We start from the raw sequence: 17,152 nt of genomic DNA, 5'->3' as shown, positions 1-17,152 counted from the left end.
GTACTGTCGTTGCAGACACTGGCGTTACAGCTTGAGCACCAGCGTTACGGTATCGGTCTCATCTTTGACTGATTGAGTAACGAAGCCAAACTCGTCCGCCATTTGCCGCATAGCATGATTCTCTCGCAGAATATCGGCGTAGAGCTGCTGGATGCCACTATCACGAGCATAGTTGAGCAGTTCCTGCATAAGACGATAGCCAAGTCCCGTTCCCTTCATATCGCGACGCACCATAATCGCAAACTCAGCTTTTTCCTTGTCAGGGTCAGCAGACAGGCGAACAACTCCGACGATTTCGTGCTTACCTGGTGCCATAGCGACGAAGGCCATTTCTCGGTCGTAGTCGATCTGGGTGAGGCGAGCCGCGAAAGCATCATCAGCCCCCTGGATGGCCGCAAAGAAGCGTGGCCTCATGTCATCGGACGAAGAGTGACGGAACATTTCGACCAGCCCGTTATCATCTTCCGGGCGTATGGGGCGTAAGTCATAACGCTGGCCAGTTCGGGTTTCGATAACTTTTTCGAGCTGCTGCGGGTAGGGGCGAATAGCAAGCGGTCGACGTTGGCCGTGGACGGCCCTGACCACAATACGCGCATCCAGGGCGATCACCCCGGAAGAATCGGCCAATAAAGGATTAATATCGAGCTCGGCGACGCGATCCAGATCGCAGACCATTTGCGACAGTTTGATCAGGGTGAGCGTAATGGCTTCCACATCGGCGGCAGGCCGATCTCGATAGCCTTGCAGCAAGCGAGAGATACGCGTCGTTTGGATCATCTCCTTCGCCAGGAGGGGGTTGAGCGGCGGGAGGCCAATGACGCGGTCACCGATGACTTCAGCCGCCGTGCCGCCCTGGCCAAACAGAATGATCGGCCCAAAAACGCTGTCTTCAGCAACGCCCATAATCAGCTCATGCGCACCAGGGCGGCGAATCATCGGCTGCACGTTGAAGCCATCCATCCGTGCCTCCGGCGCAACACGTTGAACGCTAGCGAGCATATCTGTCGCCGCCTGAGCCACCGCCACGGGTGAGGCAAGGTTCAACTGCACTCCCCCCACATCCGACTTGTGCGAGATATCCCGCGACAATATCTTCAGCACCACCGGGAAACCCAACTTTTTGGCCGCCTCGCAGGCTTCCTCCGGCGTCTTCACTGCGATGGCCGATACGGTTGGAATGCCATAAGCCGACAGTACTGCCGCTGCCTCCGGCTCGGTCAGTACGCTACGACCATCCTTGAGTACACTGTCGATGATGGCTTCCGCGTTGACCTTGTCGATGATGATATCTTCAGCAACGGCTGGCGGCGTCTCCATCAACGCTTGCTGATTACGCCAGTAGTTCGACAAGTGCGAAAAGGCCCTAATGGCCTGCTCTGGCGTTTGATACGTAGGGATGCGTTTCGCGGAAAACAGCTGGCGGGCCTCGGCAGGCGCCCCTTCACCCAGCCAGCAGGTCAACACCGCAGGACGCCGTTCGCCCAAGGTCGCAACCACGGACTGGGCAGCGTCAAGGCTATCGGCTACCGCCGCAGGGCAGTTCATGACCAAAACCGCATCCGCTCCAGGCTCATCGAGTAACGCTTCGAGTGCGCCTGCATAGCGTTGACCAGGCGCGTCGCCGAGGATGTCAACCGGATTGGCATGGGACCATGCTTTGGGTAGCAAGGCATCCAAGCGCGCCAGCGTCGACTCGGAAAGTTCGGCCAGGTGACCTTGTCGATCAGCTAGCTCATCAACCGCCAGTACACCGGCTCCCCCACCGTTGGTAAGGATGGCCAGCCGGTCGCCTTTTACGCGGATGCCGGTCGCCAGCGTGCCTGCGGCTTGGAACAATTCATCGAGGGTATTGACCCGTAGCATTCCCGCACGCCGGAACGCCGCGTCGTAGACAGCATCAGAGCCGGCTAGCGCCCCGGTATGTGACAGCGCGGCTTTGGCGCCCGCATCACTGCGACCTGCCTTGACGACCACCACAGGCTTGTTACGGGAGGCCATACGGGCCGCCGACAGAAACTTGCGTGCCTCGGTCACGGCCTCCATATAGATAAGGATGGAGCGGGTATTAGGATCAAGAGCCAGATAGTCGAGCATATCCCCGAAATCAATATCGCTCATTGAGCCAAGAGAGATCACATGCGAAAAGCCGATGCCACGCGCAGATGCCCAGTCAAGAATCGAGGTCGCTACCGCACCGGACTGGGTCACGAAGGCAACGTCTCCCTTTTGCGGCATGATATGAGCAAAGCTAGCGTTGATCCCCCTGTGCGGCAGCAGAATACCCAGGCAATTAGGCCCGACAATACGCATCAAGTAAGGCTTAGCGGCCTCCAGCATTGCCTGTTTGAGCGCTTTTCCATCGGCACTCTCTCCCTCACCGAAGCCCGCGGTGATCACCACGGCCGCTCGACACCCCCGTTCCCCAAGTTCACGAATAAGACCCGGCACGCTGTCAGGTGGCGTGGCGATAATGGCCAGATCTGGAGCCAACGGTAATTCACTGATGGAGTGGTAGTTGAGCGCTGAGCGGATGGCCCGCTCGTTTGGATTCACAGTCAGGATAGGCCCTGAAAAACCGGCCTCAAAAAGGTTTCGCGCCAGCACGGCACCCACTGAACCAGCGCGGTTGCTTGCACCGATCAGCGCTATCGTGTCAGGCGAAAACAGCGCGTTTAGATTGCGTATCGACATGGTAGCGGTACCTAGTGATGAAGTTTACTAGAGCTGCCCATGTATAACTTAGCATTCGTGACAGCTGCTTCACGCGCATGGATTGTTATAGCGTGAGTTCATCTATAGAAAAGCTTAGTCATATAAATAACATGGTTTAATTTGTTAAGTTATTGATGTGGCGCAACTATTCCTGGCCCCACTTGTTGTCATGCTAAAAAACACACGCCAACTTCTTATCCTATTGATATTTCATGCTAAATCAGTAAATAAGATTTCGAAAACAATGTTCACCTTACCGTAACGTAAAATGAGCACTCATTTCAGGTGGGTAGAAATTACTATCACAGCACACATGTCATTTTATTAACCATCTAATTATTAACGACTTTACACATTAAAATGTTGATGTCGGTCAAAACATGAGCTATTAAATTCTTCAGCAAAGGCGATGAGTACTATACTTTTTCTACTTCACTTGAGGAGCTATGACAATGACAACATCAGCGTTTCCAAAAGCTTCCACTAATGCCGCCAATAATAGCGTAGAGAGTAGCAGTGTAGACAATAACAACGTAATTAATAACAAATACTTGCTAGCTTTTTGGTATCAGCCTTGGGCTGAAACGTCAAATTCGGCGGCCAAGCTACAATGCATTTGGCTAGAAACACTTAACGACGCATTTCGCCACGAGATCGATTTCCTGGCGACTATGGCGCCAGTCTATAACAAGCTCACACACTGCATGCTGGGCTTCAACGGGCCACTGACGCCCGAGTTGATAGCATCCTGTTACCGTCAGATCGCCGGAGACATGACTGAGGCCACTTTTAACCGCATGCGCAACGTATCCGAACTCAACGAAGACTTTAAAGAGCGGATTTGGTGTGAACTATAGTTTGGCGTGAATTATAGGTGTTACGCTCTAAAACAGTGGAAATCTTTCAGAGCGGTGGTAGCGGAGCATGTCCGACCACCGCTCTCAACTCACCTATTCATCTGGCGCTAACTCCTCCCGTGTGGGCGGGCGCCCCACCTGCACTTCGCTAAGGTATTCTTGAGACAGACCGCGGTATAGCGCGAACATCATTGCAAACACCAAAATGAACATCGGAAGGCCAACAACGGTAATCACCTCCTGCAAGGCGGTAAGCCCGGCATCACCAGCAAGCACAATGAGCATCGCTGCCAGCATACCCTCAGAGACGCCCCAGAAAACCCGTTGATGCCATGGGCCAGGGTCTGCGCTGCCGGTACACAGCATATCGACTACCAAGGACGCAGAGTCCGATGATGTGGCAAAAAAGATAGCGACAATCACAACGGCCAAGCCCTGGATTAATGTGGCAGCCGGGAAGTTCTCGAAGAAGGCGAACATGGCGAGGGGAATGCTTTCACCTACAGCGGCGGATAAAAGACCGGCCTGCTCCCCCAGCGCTTCTCGAGCATCGGGCCCAATCCCGTCAATCTCCATTGCCGACCAGCCAAAGATTGCAAACCAGACCAGCGTAAAAATGGAGGGGGCAAAAAGCACACCAAGGACGAACTCGCGGATGGTGCGCCCGCGCGAAATTCGCGCTACAAAGATCCCGATAAAGGGCGACCACGTGACTGTCCAGGCCCAATAAAATACCGTCCAGCTACCCTGCCAGCCCCATGTACCGCCATCTCTGGAATAGCTTGCCAGCGTGTCATTCCAGAAAGCCATGGGCAGCAGATTCGTTATGTAGAGGCCAAAGGTTTCGACCACCGCGCGTAAAAGGAAAACGGTCGATCCGGTAAAGAGTACAAATAGCAACAGGCCGACGGCCATGGCGATATTGATATTGGAAAGCCGTTTAACGCCGGAATCCAGCCCCGCCACGATCGACCCTACGGCGACAGCCGTCAGTATGGCAATGATGAACACCTTGGTGATGACCGAATCCGGAACACCAAACAGTTCCGTAAGACCCGCGTTGATCTGCTGAGTGCCCAAGCCGATAGAGACGGCTACACCAAACAGGGTGCCAAGTATCGCGAAGACATCAAGCGATTTACCGAGGGGGCCATAAATGCGGTCGCCTAACAGCGGATAGAATACTGAACTAAAGCGCATCGGCAGATTGTAGCGGTAGATAAAGTACGCAAAAGCCAGCCCGGGCATAGCGAAAATCGCCCAGGTGTGTAGACCCAGATGATAGATTGAAAAACTCATAGCATCGTCGGCGGCTTCCACAGAGAAAGGGACGACATCAGGCCTGGGTGGATTAGAAAAGTGGGAAATAGGCTCAGCAACGCCCCAGAACATCAATACCGTGCCGATGCCGCCTGCGAACAGCATGGTGAACCAGGAGATATTATCGTAGGCAGGCTTTGCATTATTGCCGCCCAAGCGAATCGCCCCGTAACGGCTAATTGCCAGCCAGAGCAGAAATGCTACCCAACTTGTTACCCCTAAAATAAAGAACCAGCCAAGGTTGGTAACGATCCATTCCCTACCGGCACCAAAAGCTGCCCCTATGGGTTCTGGCGCAATCAGCAGCACCACAAGAAAAAGGATCATAATCCCTGCGGACGTGAAAAAAATAATCGGATCCGTCTTGAGGCCCAATTTTCTCGCTAGTGCATCCATTATTATTCCTCCCGTGTCGTTCCAACAACATAGGAGTCATTGATCGATAACGCCAAGGCGCTATCGAACCTTGAAGTTTTCCCAGGAGAAAGCCGCACAGGCAAAAACAAAGGGCGCCTGTACCAGCTTCAGGTTTTGGAGTACTCCTGATACTGATACAAGTGCCCAAAGAACCGCTTACTGCATTAACAAACGCTAGACGTAGAAATCCAGATCCTCTTGAGCTTTGAGCAGATCGCGCATCTTGATGGGATCGTCACCAAAGAAGAAAACTAGCCCCCAATGAGTCCCGAAGGCTGATCGGTCGGGCACGGTCTCTTCTGCCGGTGCGACCAGTTCGTGTGACTCGAAATACGGGTGATTAATCGTCTCTTCGGGCATTTCCAGCTTGCTGACAACACGACGGCGTGGATAGACACCGAAACAGCCTGCATAGCCTTTCGCATCGACCACTTCACGGGGGAAGAATGCCGCCACTTCCTCTTTCGTGCTTTTCGGGTCGAATACCAACATTGACGCTTGATAGGCGTTGAAACCGTAGGCTTTTTCGATCAGTTCGAATGCTTTAAAGCCGGGTGGGCGATAAGCAACTTCGCCAAAGTACATCTCGCCGTCCGCCGTGACGAAGTACTCGGGGTGAATCAGGCCGAACTGGATATCGAAGGTTTTGATCAACAGCTCAATCTGCTTGGTGATCGCATTGCGCCAGCTCTCAAGCTCCTGAGTAGCAGGCACGAATACCGAATAGCCCAATGTCACGTATTCCGAAATATTCAGAAACTGAATTTTGCCATCATGTATCCAGGCTTCAACGGCAAACTCCCAACCGCTCAAGTGACTTTCCATCAGCAGCGGATATTCTTCATCCGGGATGTTGTCAATTTCTTCTATCGTGCGGATCATGCGGTGGCCGAGACAACCGGCTTTATCGAAGGCCTTGACGTGAATCGGGTCATCTGGATCGCCGTCAAGTTTCAGCAGCGTCTGGTTGACGCGCTTCATAAAGCGAACAATGTCTTCTTTCTCGTGCGCCTCTTCAAAAATCCCGACACGAATGCCACCAAGCTGAGCACGGCGTTTCATGAGCGCCTTGTCACGGAACAGAATGGACTGACCGTACATGCGCGGGCTGTCGAGAAGAACGGAGTTGATGGCACCAGACCACTCAACGGTTTCTTCGAACAGGGGGATAGCGACGTCTACACCTTCTTCCTTGAGCTTTACGGCTATCTCCATGGAGCGATCATTCAAGCGAATAAAGTCCCATGGGATAAAAGGTATATTGTTCGCGGTACAGAAATCGGCGGCCCACTCTGGAGCGACGACGATATAGCGGCGGTCGAATTTCTGCGCAGCCTTGATCGCGTTGACACTCCAGCCAAGTAGAGCGATATAACCTTTGTTCGGATCTTTAGGGGTCTCGGTGCCTTTAACCGAGTCCATTTCCGGATCACGCCAGGCCGCTACTGCTTCGGGCATTTGCTTTTCTGATGATATCGACATTCGATGTCCTCCTTGCTGGTTGACCCAAATTGACTGGGCTTAGATTGGAGCGCACCAAGTGAGCTGAGCCGCAGTCATTTGTGTTCAGGAGCGATTGAGCAAGCCAGCATTAGGAAAGTTTTTAGCGCACCCGTGTAACTAAGTTAGTCGATCCAGTTACATATGGCAATTAATCTGTAGAGTTTCTGTTGAATAACTGTAGAAGTTATCTCACTGATAGATGGGCATAATTTCTAAAGCGCTGTTGAACAACAGAACCACACACATCGAAGAAATTCAGAAGATCGAGCCTTTATTACCGCGTCTTCGACTAACCGCCATCATGCTCAGCGGCGTCTTCAGCCCCCTCCTCGACCATCTCTTCGGCCTCCTGCTCTTCTTCTGCGGAAGCCTCCGGCTTGCCATGATCTTTGCGGCCAACGGTTAGCGTGGTAGCGAGGCCGAAGTGGTCAGAACCTTGCACCTTCACTCTGTCGATATCAATAAGATGGAAACCGTCAGAAACGAACAGATGGTCTATCGGGTATCGCCACCATGGGTACTCCGCATGGTAGGTACTCAGCAATCGCCGGCCACGGCGAGGATCTTTGAGATCACTCAAGTCAGCGAAAAGCTTGGTGGTGTCAGACCACGCAACGTCGTTAAAATCACCGGTGACGATCCAGCGGTTGTCCGGGTCTTCTTCCACATGCCGAGCAATGAGCATCAGCTCTGCATCGCGTTCTCGACTGTCTCGTCGTTCATCCTCGTTGCTAACGGTTCGTTCCTGCAGCCCTGGCGGAACCGGATGGGCGCCAACGAAGCGCACTGGCCCGATGCCTGGTACGTCAATCGTTGCAAAAATGGAGGGTCTACGGTCTGAGACTAAATATTCTACTCCCTGCTCCAGCAGCGGAATCCGCGACCAAAGCACTATTCCAAGCCCCTCATCGCGAACCTCCCCTACTCGGTGGGCGTACTCCTCGTCAAGTGGCGCCAAGCCTTCGGCCCAGGCGTTATTGACTTCGATTAGCAGCAGTAAATCAGGCTCCTCCTGCTGAACCATTGCCACTACCTCAGCATACCGATCATTTTTGTAATCAACATTTGCCGTCAGCACTTTTAACGTTATCTGGCCTTCTTTTGGCTCTACCTCAGCGGTGGGCACCTCAGTCGACCAAACGGATGTAAACGGCAGGATGTGTGTTAAGTGCCATCCTGCTATCACAAGAATGACCACTCCCCATACGGCGTGCTCTTTTCGTGGGCGCTTAAGCCAAGCGTGAACGCCCAGAAGGAGCGCTGGCAAGACCAACGCGCTCGTTAGCTGCAGGCGTGGAAAATCCCACAGCCTGATCCACCACTGACCGCTGGGTATTAATGGCAGCAAGGCCACCACTACCATCAAGAGCACCAATAACCGGATAAACCAGAGAAGGAGTTTTAACAACATGAAACCTCTCAAATGCGGCAACGGTAACCAGGAGGATCCCGGTTATGCCGGCCTAGATTGCCGCAGATATTGTGACGATTTAAGCATACCCCTCTCTGGATAGCTGCATGCCCATTTATCTGAGAGACACCGTCATAGCACTGACCCACTAAATCGACGTAATCCAGCTCTCTCCCGCTGTAAATCAGTTCGCAACCACTAACACCCTATTGGCTTGATATGGATCAAGCTACGACCACTTGCGTCGTGCTCTTAGCCAAAATGACGGCTATGCTCGTTAAGCGAATAATAGGTTATTACGTTATTCCAAATGGTTAATACAAAGGCTTTATTACAATTGCACACCAAACTGAGTTCGAGGAGTCCGTTATGAACAGTAATGTCGGTGGTATCGATAAAATTTTACGCATCCTGGTGGGGATTGTACTGATTGTACTGGCCCTGACAGGCACTATCGGGCTTTGGGGGTGGATTGGCGTGCTGCCGCTTGCCACAGGGCTATTTAACTTCTGCCCAGCCTACAAGCTACTAGGTGTTAATACCTGCAAGGTTAAATAGTAGCTTTCAGCCAGCCAATGGCCTGTAGCTGCCCAACTGGTGCTTAGCGACCTATCTCAGTTATTCTACGCGCAGTGTTTGCGCTCCATGACTGAAGGATAGCCATATCTATGTTGGGATTCCTGCAGGGTTTTTCCTATGGCCTGTTTATGACCTGCCTGCCCTGGCTACTGGTCGGCCTGTTCAATCCTGGTTTGGCGGTTCCGCTGGCGACGCCCAGTCGACTCCAGGTGATTGCCCGCTATTGCCTGATAGTCCCTACCATCAGCATGTTACTGTGGCTGACCTCCCTATGGGGTGGTTTCAGCCCCAGCCTGTTTGGCTGGCTGACGGGCCTCGTCGCCATTCCAGTGGCACTCCCTGTCGAGCGAACGCTACGCGGCTGGCTGGCCCGCCGCCGCTTGCGTCGCCACGAGGTTCAAAGAGAGGCCGAAGCACAGCGGCGGCGTGCTGAAGAGGAGCGCAACGCCTATGAAGCAGGTGTCTCGGTGCTCGATCCCGCAAGCCCCCCCGTGGGAGCCAACGACCTAGTACTAGCCATGTGCCGGGCCAAGCAGAACCTGCTCGACGTGCACCGTCCCGATCTGGCTATCCTCACAGACCGCCTCTATAGCCGCTACCACCATGTGATGGACGTGCTGGGCGACCGATTCCACACTGGCGAACTGGCCTTCGAGCGCTCACAAGGCTTGGTCACTCAAGTTTGTTTTGGTGCGGTGGATACGTTGACGACCATGGCCTCCCAGGCAAGGGGTGTGGTTAGCGTGGACGGTAATTACGTCCGAGGTCGATTGGAACGGGAGGGCAAACGATTAAGCGATGAAGAGCGCACGGCCCTGGTGCGTCGCCTCGATCTGCTAGTGGAAACCGAACATCGACTGAACAAGCTCTCTGCCCGTATCGAATCCGCCTTGACCGTACTCGACGATACCGCCGTTTCCATGGCGCGCATCGAGACGGCTCGCCCCCAGGCGTCGGTTACCACCGAAAAAGCACTGGAGGATCTGCGCCTTTTCGTCGAAGGTGCTGATCGTTATGCCCGCAAAGATTAAGATGGCATTCAGTGGTATCGTGCAGTTTTTACTATGTTTTTATAAACGGTTTTTTATAAACGGTTTTATTTAACCGATTTATCTAATCGAGCTTTTTTTAATAGCTCAGGAGATGTCTATGGCTCAGCAATCCGATGACAAACGTCGCCTCTCCCTGCCCCCGGTGGACGAGATCGCTGACCAGTTGGGGGCGAGTCAATTGGGAGCGAGTAAGGCTGATTCAGTCGCCCCCGATGAGCGTGACATCGATCCTGAGCTTGAGGCGATGGCCGACCGCTTTGTCGAGGATATTCTCGCCGAGGGTGACGAGGAATCAGTGGTTCGCCAGCGCCGTGCCGTGGATGAGATGGGCCTTGAACTGCAGCAGCAGGCTGCCCATCGCAGTGCCATGCTGCAAACACCGCTGCGCAAGCTGGCCCACCAGGGCGACGAAGGCGGGCCGGTCGCCAAGGCACTGACCGATCTGCGCGGGCGTATGGAGGGGCTCGACCCTGCACGCCATCGCCTGGCACCAACTACATTGGATCGCGTTCTAGCGGTCATTCCTGGCCTGGATAGCCGCCTGCAGCGCTACTTTCGCAAGTTCGAGAATACCCAGCAGGCCTTGGATGCGATCATCGAGGATCTGGAAAGCGGACGGGACATGCTGCATCGTGACAACCTCACGCTGAACGATGACCAGCAGGCGTTAACTAAAATTCTTGGCGAGTTGAACCGCCAAATTGCGCTGGGGCGCATGATCGATCGCCGCCTGCAGGAAGAGATCGCCGCTCGCGATGGCGATGATCCGCGGCGCCAATTTCTTGAGGAAGAACTACTCTTTCCCCTCCGTCAGCGCATTGTCGACCTCCAGCAACAACTGGCGGTGAGTCAGCAGGGCGTGCTGGCACTAGAGGTGATTATCCGCAACAACCGTGAATTAATGCGCGGTGTGGACAGAGCCATTAACGTCACCGTCTCGGCGCTCACCGTCGCGGTGACGGTGGCCATGGCAATGGCTAATCAGCGCCTGGTGCTGGATCGCATCGAAGCCCTCAATACGACCACATCACAGATGATTGGTGGCACTGCCAAGGCGCTGCGGCAGCAAGGCGTGGACATCCAGAAGCGTGCCTCCTCCGCAATGCTCGACATGCAAGTGCTTGAGGAGGCTTTCAGCGAGGTGATGGGCGCCATCGACGATCTATCCAGCTATCGGCAAGAGGCCCTGCCCCGCCTGGATGAGCAAATCGACAGATTAGCGACTTTGGCTAAACAGGGAAATGCGTCCATCGAACGCCTTCAAGAAGGCAGCGAATCGCAACCAAAAGATGGTCGCGACCCCAGCTGATTGTTCAGGCTTTTCAAAGTGAAGCGCACTGTTAGTAGAATAAGCTAGTTGAATAAGCTGGCTGTTTAGGTTCGCTGAATCAACTACTTGAAACGAGAAGAGGCGTCCCGGAAGGCTTTGCGCATCAGCTCCCAAGAGTCTTCCATACCTTGGCGGACAGTCTCCCAGGCAGCTTCGCTGGCATGCTGAAGCTCATCGAGCCTTTGCTGAGTCTCTGCTTGACGCTTCTTGAGTCGCTCGATGTCCTCTTGGTACTTGACCCTCGCCTCGTCGCTCGCCTGACGCGCCTTGGCAGTCAGCTTATCGATATCAGCATTCCACTCATCGAGCCTGGCTTTCATTTCTTCAACGAATTCATCGCGCTGTCTCATGGTGATACCTCCCCTTGCGGTAACGGGTATGACGGATTCGATGTGAATCTATGTCTACCAGATTAGCTGGAAATCTCAACTTGTTAATCCGAGGCTTGCACTTGAAAGGCTGATAGCTACAACGCGAACACATGCTAAAAGTATCGTTGAAGGCGTTTCTTTTTCTAGTTTAATGGCAATGACGAGTGCCTTGCTTGGTATCCCGGTGACAACCTTTAAGTAATTTTAAGCCCCAATATTTCACGCGCTTTCTTCCAGGTCGCCACTGGACGCTGATATTTACTACATAATGCAACAGTTCGCGCTACCAACTCAGCATTGGAAGAAGCCAGTGTATTTCGATCAAGACGTACGTTATCTTCAAGACCAGTGCGTGTATGGCCGCCCGCAGCGATCGACCACTCGTTAAGCAAATACTGATTTGCACCAATACCTGCACCGCACCATTGGGCGTCCGGCGCCAGTCGCTTGAGCGTCTCAATATAAAAATCAAACGTTGGCTTGTCTGCTGGCATTGAATTTTTTACGCCCATTACGAACTGGACGTAAAGCGGTAATTTGAGTTTTCCTTGGTTAGAAAGCGAGACCGCCTGATGAATGTGCGATAGATCAAATGCCTCAATTTCGGGTTTAATATCGTACTTGAGCATCTCAGCGGCAAGCCATTCCACCAACTGAGGTGGGTTTTCATAAACGCGGTTTGGAAAGTTATTAGAGCCTACCGAAAGGCTGGCCATATCGGGTTTAAGCGACAACATACCACCGCGAGCCTCACCTGCACCAGAGCGCCCGCCGGTGGAAAACTGAATAATCATGCCTGGGCAATGCTTCTTAAGACCTTCCATAAGACGTTCAAACTTCTCTGGATCGGACGAGGGCGTTTGATCATCGTTACGCACATGACAATGGGCAATACTGGCACCGGCTTCAAACGCCGCTTGAGTGCTTTCAACCTGTTCATCAATAGTGATGGGTACTGCAGCGTTATTCTCTTTGCGTGGCAGACTGCCAGTGATGGCTACACAGATAATACAGGGCTTAGACATGGACGCCTCTCCTTGTTTTTATTGAGTATAAATAGGTTAAACCGTTTAGCATCGGATCCATTTATAGGAACTTGCTACGAGCCTGCATCATTTAGCAATCCAAAACGTTATTGTTTGAACTACTACTAAGAAGACATTAAATCCCAAAAAACCTCCCTTCCCATAACGCAGCGCCATTAGAAAAGTCCAATCTGGTCATATTAACGACTGACCAACCTGTCATTGCCGGTGTCACATCCCGAGAATATGCCCACACAAGGTAACAAAATCTGCCAATCGCGATACCTAGTAAATGACAGATTTCCTTGTTAACGCGGACTTCAGCCACCCCACAAGGATGACTATTTATCTAGGGTGACGTGGAGATACTCACAACAAGACTTCCAAGGTAACCTCATGGACAACACTCGACTCAAAGGTAAAAATTGCTTAATCACAGGTGCTGCACGCGGCATGGGCGCCGCCGTTGCCGAACATTATGCTGCTCAAGGGGCGAAGGTTTGCGTGGCGGATATCAATATTGAAGGGTGCGAAGAAGTCGCTTCACGTATCAAAGCAAACGGAGGCGATGCTATTGCAGTCAAACTTAACGTTACCGATCGTGCTGAAGTGCAGGCTGCAGTTAAAGCAACGGTCGATGCCTTTGGTAGCCTGAACGTAATGGTCAATAATGCGGGCATCAATAAGCCACTGATGTTCCTTGATATCACTGAGGAAAACTGGCATCAGATAATGGATGTTAACGCGCTGGGCTGCCTGCTCGGCATGCAGGAAGCAGCCAAGCAGATGATTGACCAGGGCAAAGAAAACGGCCCTTATAAAATCATTAACGTTGGCTCAATTCTGTCTCGACAGGCCTTTGATGACGTTGTGCCCTACTCATGCAGCAAACACGCTGTGCTGGCGATGATTAACGGCGGCGCCAAAGCACTGGTCGACCACAATATTACGGTCAATGGTTATGGCCCCGGCGTAGTGCGCACTGAACTGTGGGAGCAGCTCGATAAAGACTTAGTCAGTATCGGCAAATTCGATAAGCAAGGCCAGTCTATGGACGAGCTTGCTGAGAAAATGATCTTAATGAAGCGCTACTCCTACCCGGAAGATGTGGTCGGCACCGCCTCATTCCTGGCCAGCGCTGAATCTGATTACATGACCGGTCAGCTGTTGATGATTGATGGCGGTATGATTATGCAGTAAGTGAGCACAACGCCCCCATGCCTGTCTCTTAGGCATGGGGCTAAGCCTCACTCCTGACTAATAATGTCCCTTTTCGCGCATCACCTTATCGGCACGCTCTTGAGCAATAGAGAGTGCTTTTTTGATAGAGCGCCGTCCATCCAGCACTTCAAATATCTCGTTTCCTGCAATGCTGATGACCTCCGTAACCCCAGGCACGGGCGGGCGTGGCCATGCCTGTAAAATATCCTTCTTTGCCATATCATCGACAATCTTAATTAGCGGCGATAATGCGGACACTTCTGGATCCTTACTAACACTGAAACGAGGCGTTACCAGGCTACCGTTCATAATGTAAAGTTTGGACATATTGGCTGAGGTCAGGTGTCTAAGTGCTGTCCATACTGCCTCAACACGCTCTGGTGCTAAGTTAGCGGGAATAGCGAGGGCATAACCACCGATCGGAGTTATGGCGCGACCATGATTTCCAACTGGATGGGGAAGATAGCCAGTATTGCCATATGCAGGAGAGTGCCGATCCAACTCAAACAGCGGTGCGAGCAGTGTATAGCAGTAGGCCATACAGGCCTCTCCTGATGCGTACGACTGGGCACGTTCATACCAGGACATACTGAGAATATTCGGCGGCGAATATTTCAAAATATCCAGCATATATTCGCAGGCCCTATAAGCGGCATCTGACTGAAACATCGGGCGCAACTGCTCGCCCAGGGCTAGCTGAAAATCATAACCGCCCTGGCCGCTAGGTAGATTAAGCAGCGGTTGACCGAACTTTGCCATTAAAAAACTAAAGGTATGCCCAAGGGGCGTGCCTCTTGCCGCATTCCAGGCAATGCCGTAGCGTCCTTTGGCTGGGTCATGCAACTGCCTAGCGACTTTAACCAGTGCTTCCGTGGTGGTGGGCGGCGTTAACTGCGCCGCATCGAAAACATCCTGACGATAACAGAGTAATTCCGGTGTGGTTTGAACAGGTATACCGTACTGACTACCTGCATACCCTGAACTCTGAATAGCCATGGGATGGAAATCAGAAAGATCGTAATTATCGCGTTTAATTAGCGTATCGAGAGGCATGAGAATACCGCTGGCCGCTAATTCACCAAACCAGGGCAGATCACAGGCCACCACGTCATAGCGCGACTTCGCCAAACGGGCATTATCGAGGATCTCATCTAGAAGATTATCGATTGACCTTGCTTTGTTGCGTATTTCTAGACCGAAGATCGACTCTAATTGTCGTTTAAGATTATGCATGGCCATAAACGTTGGGTCAGCATGCGCTAACACACGTAATCCACCCTTCAATTGAAGCCGTGCCGACAGCACTGCTGGCGTCGATATCACCCGATCTGTTGACGACATTCCCAAAAAGATTTTACTGGCAGTGTCTGAACCTGGGGCTATACCGAACAACGGTCCGAGAAGTCCTTTAATTCGCTCAGCGTAGCTCTCCCACTCTTGAATCATTTGAGGGGAAGGATGCAACGAAACCGTCTTACCCGACTTAGTTCGTGGGCGTGAGATAAGTAAGCCACGCTGCATAATACTCTCGATACCGCGTTTTGCCGTACCGTAAGTCAAACCAGACGCATCTGCCAGCGACGTTGGAGTGGTTAATCTACCCGCAAGATGGTTGCGCATGACGTGCAGCAGCATGCGCATTTCACGATAGCCGAGGGCCATGGAGAGCGTGCCTTCAGTTTCATCTTCGAATTTTTCAATGAAATCGATAAAACGAGCAAACTCTGTATTAGAAATTTTTGAAGGGGGCATTTGCGACAGCTTATCGTACGGTCCTTCTGGCTTAGCTTCATTTATCTCAGCGTGACCGTCTCTCATGACAACCCCCTAGGCATCATAAAGCCATAAGACTAACAAAATAGTGATAAGCGCTTTTAACGATCGGCCGCTATTTAATGTATTCAAGCGTCAGATGATACCGTCCATGATTAACCGGATACCTAGCAAGATCAGTAGGCAAAGGATCACCCTGAAAAATAGCTCACCATCGATGCGTTTCTGAATAACCAACCCCAACTTAACTCCCAACCACGCAACCGGCATCAGTAGTAGCGCTGTCGTCAGGTTATCGATATTCACCAAGCCCAGCAGGGTATAGGGAACCAGCTTGACCAAATTTGTAATCGCCAGAAACACCACTGCTGTGCCCAGAAACTGCTGTTTCGTCAGTTGGCATTGCAACAAGTAAAAGTTAAGCGGCGGACCACCCGCGTGGGCAATAAAGCTGGTAAACCCTGCCATCCCACCACTCAGGCGACCAACCCAAGCAGGCAGCCGCTTTCCACGTAGCGGTTTAAAAAGCCCCCATAGACCAAACAGCACTGAAAAAATACCCAGCAGTAGCTTCAGGAGCGCTTCGTCAAACCAGCCATAGGTGAAATAACCTACTCCAACACCCAATATCGCAGGTGGAAACATCAACCACAATAAACGATCAACCCGCTGTCGCCACCACGCTTTTAGGCTAAAGATATCCATCACAATTAGCAGGGGTAGCATCACCGCCACCGCAAATGTTGGGCTCGCTTTTAACGAGATCAACGGCACGGCTACAACACCCACCCCACCAGCAAATCCTGACTTGGAAATACCGGTGAGCAGCACTGCAATAATCATTAGCGCCACAAATACCCAGTCGACAACCATTCGAAAGCCTCAGTAATAGTGAGCCGCGGCTCCTCTCGTAAAGAGCGAAAAAGGGGGCCATGACAGTCACGGCCCCCTTTCGTTGGGTCAGCAAGAAAGCGTTAGCTATGTGTTTTTTATATGACGTTGCACACTTCATCGAAGGAGAAGCGATCACCACGGGGAAACAATGCGCTGGCATCGCCATAGCCTAAGTTACACAGGAAGTTGCTCTTCACTTTACCGTCAGGGAAGAACTCTTCATCCACGGCCGCATTGTTGAATCCAGACATGGGGCCTGCATCCAGGCCAAGTGCACGCGCCGCTAAAATGAGATAGCCGCCCTGAATGGAGCTATTGCGGAACGCTGTGGAGTGAATAAAGTCCGGCTTACCTTCGAATAATGACTTGGCATCCTTGTTATGGGCAAACATACGCGGCAAGTGCTCATAAAACTCGGTATCAAAACCAATCACAGCCACCACCGGGGCTTTCATGGTCTTCTCCTGGTTGCCCGGTAACAGCGCTGGCTTCAGGCGCTCTTTTGCAGCATCGGTGGTCAGAAAAATAATCCGCGACGGCTGGCAATTCATGGACGTGGGGCCGAAATGCATTAGGTTATACAGTTCGCGCAGGGTGTCTTCACTTACCTCACGATCCTGCCAAACGTTATGAGTACGTGCTTCAGTAAACAGAGTTGCAATAGCTTTTTGATCAATCGTCGTCATG

Annotated in this window: 14 protein-coding genes; 5 read left to right on the top strand and 9 right to left on the bottom strand. The window is 52.2% G+C overall.

Translation table 11 applies throughout. The features are described 5' to 3' along the window. Positions 1 to 24 precede the first annotated feature (24 nt). The gene (locus KF947_RS00625) at positions 25 to 2,691 is read right to left on the bottom strand and encodes a bifunctional acetate--CoA ligase family protein/GNAT family N-acetyltransferase (RefSeq protein ID WP_227405180.1); all 2,667 of its coding nucleotides are present in this window, start codon (positions 2,689 to 2,691) and stop codon (positions 25 to 27) included. A 473-nt stretch (positions 2,692 to 3,164) separates the two neighbouring features. On the opposite strand from KF947_RS00625, the gene KF947_RS00620 reads away from it, so the two are divergent. Then, positions 3,165 to 3,569 carry a hypothetical protein gene (locus KF947_RS00620; RefSeq protein WP_227405179.1) on the top strand — a complete coding sequence of 135 codons (405 nt, stop codon included), beginning with the start codon at positions 3,165 to 3,167 and terminating at the stop codon, positions 3,567 to 3,569. Between the two features lie 93 nt (positions 3,570 to 3,662). Here the strand turns inward: KF947_RS00620 and KF947_RS00615 are convergent, their stop codons facing one another. The 3 genes from KF947_RS00615 to KF947_RS00605 form a co-directional block, all read right to left on the bottom strand. Next, entirely contained in the window at positions 3,663 to 5,285 is a 1,623-nt protein-coding gene (locus KF947_RS00615) for a BCCT family transporter (RefSeq protein WP_227405178.1), read from the bottom strand. A 195-nt stretch (positions 5,286 to 5,480) separates the two neighbouring features. Further along, positions 5,481 to 6,728: a carboxylate--amine ligase gene (locus KF947_RS00610; protein ID WP_413614125.1), complete on the bottom strand. Its 1,248-nt coding sequence runs from the start codon at positions 6,726 to 6,728 to the stop codon at positions 5,481 to 5,483. A 370-nt stretch (positions 6,729 to 7,098) separates the two neighbouring features. After that, entirely contained in the window at positions 7,099 to 8,220 is a 1,122-nt protein-coding gene (locus tag KF947_RS00605; RefSeq protein WP_227405177.1) for an endonuclease/exonuclease/phosphatase family protein, read from the bottom strand. A 369-nt stretch (positions 8,221 to 8,589) separates the two neighbouring features. On the opposite strand from KF947_RS00605, the gene KF947_RS00600 reads away from it, so the two are divergent. From KF947_RS00600 to KF947_RS00590, 3 genes are all read left to right on the top strand, one after another. Then, a complete protein-coding gene (locus KF947_RS00600; RefSeq protein WP_133732465.1) occupies positions 8,590 to 8,778 on the top strand; it encodes a DUF2892 domain-containing protein in 189 nt (62 codons plus the stop codon). A gap of 110 nt (positions 8,779 to 8,888) precedes the next feature. After that, a complete protein-coding gene (locus KF947_RS00595; protein WP_227405176.1) occupies positions 8,889 to 9,830 on the top strand; it encodes a cobyrinic acid a,c-diamide synthase in 942 nt (313 codons plus the stop codon). Between the two features lie 118 nt (positions 9,831 to 9,948). Then, positions 9,949 to 11,160: a toxic anion resistance protein gene (locus tag KF947_RS00590; RefSeq protein ID WP_227405175.1), complete on the top strand. Its 1,212-nt coding sequence runs from the start codon at positions 9,949 to 9,951 to the stop codon at positions 11,158 to 11,160. 83 nt (positions 11,161 to 11,243) lie between these two features. Here the strand turns inward: KF947_RS00590 and KF947_RS00585 are convergent, their stop codons facing one another. Next, entirely contained in the window at positions 11,244 to 11,531 is a 288-nt protein-coding gene (locus KF947_RS00585) for a hypothetical protein (RefSeq protein WP_027959459.1), read from the bottom strand. Positions 11,532 to 11,746: 215 nt separating this feature from the next. Then, the gene (locus KF947_RS00580; protein WP_227405174.1) at positions 11,747 to 12,577 is read right to left on the bottom strand and encodes a 3-keto-5-aminohexanoate cleavage protein; all 831 of its coding nucleotides are present in this window, start codon (positions 12,575 to 12,577) and stop codon (positions 11,747 to 11,749) included. Positions 12,578 to 12,973: 396 nt separating this feature from the next. Between KF947_RS00580 and KF947_RS00575 the strand changes: the two genes are divergently transcribed. Next, positions 12,974 to 13,777: an SDR family NAD(P)-dependent oxidoreductase gene (locus tag KF947_RS00575; protein ID WP_133732461.1), complete on the top strand. Its 804-nt coding sequence runs from the start codon at positions 12,974 to 12,976 to the stop codon at positions 13,775 to 13,777. A gap of 57 nt (positions 13,778 to 13,834) precedes the next feature. Here the strand turns inward: KF947_RS00575 and KF947_RS00570 are convergent, their stop codons facing one another. The 3 genes from KF947_RS00570 to KF947_RS00560 all read right to left on the bottom strand — a co-directional run bounded on the left by KF947_RS00570 (position 13,835) and on the right by KF947_RS00560 (position 17,151). Next, on the bottom strand, positions 13,835 to 15,616 hold the full coding sequence (locus KF947_RS00570) for an extracellular solute-binding protein (protein ID WP_227405173.1): 1,782 nt from the start codon (positions 15,614 to 15,616) through the stop codon (positions 13,835 to 13,837). A 90-nt stretch (positions 15,617 to 15,706) separates the two neighbouring features. Continuing rightward, entirely contained in the window at positions 15,707 to 16,444 is a 738-nt protein-coding gene (locus tag KF947_RS00565; protein WP_133732459.1) for a sulfite exporter TauE/SafE family protein, read from the bottom strand. 116 nt (positions 16,445 to 16,560) lie between these two features. Further along, complete coding sequence (locus tag KF947_RS00560; protein WP_223289214.1) at positions 16,561 to 17,151, bottom strand: malonic semialdehyde reductase; 591 nt, start codon at positions 17,149 to 17,151, stop codon at positions 16,561 to 16,563. Position 17,152 lies beyond the last annotated feature (1 nt).

The sequence above is a fragment of the Halomonas sp. FeN2 genome (assembly GCF_020595105.1).
Lineage (GTDB): Bacteria > Pseudomonadota > Gammaproteobacteria > Pseudomonadales > Halomonadaceae > Vreelandella > Vreelandella neptunia.
The sequence above is the reverse complement of the archived record's forward strand: the minus strand, read 5'-3'. Positions and strand labels throughout refer to the sequence as shown.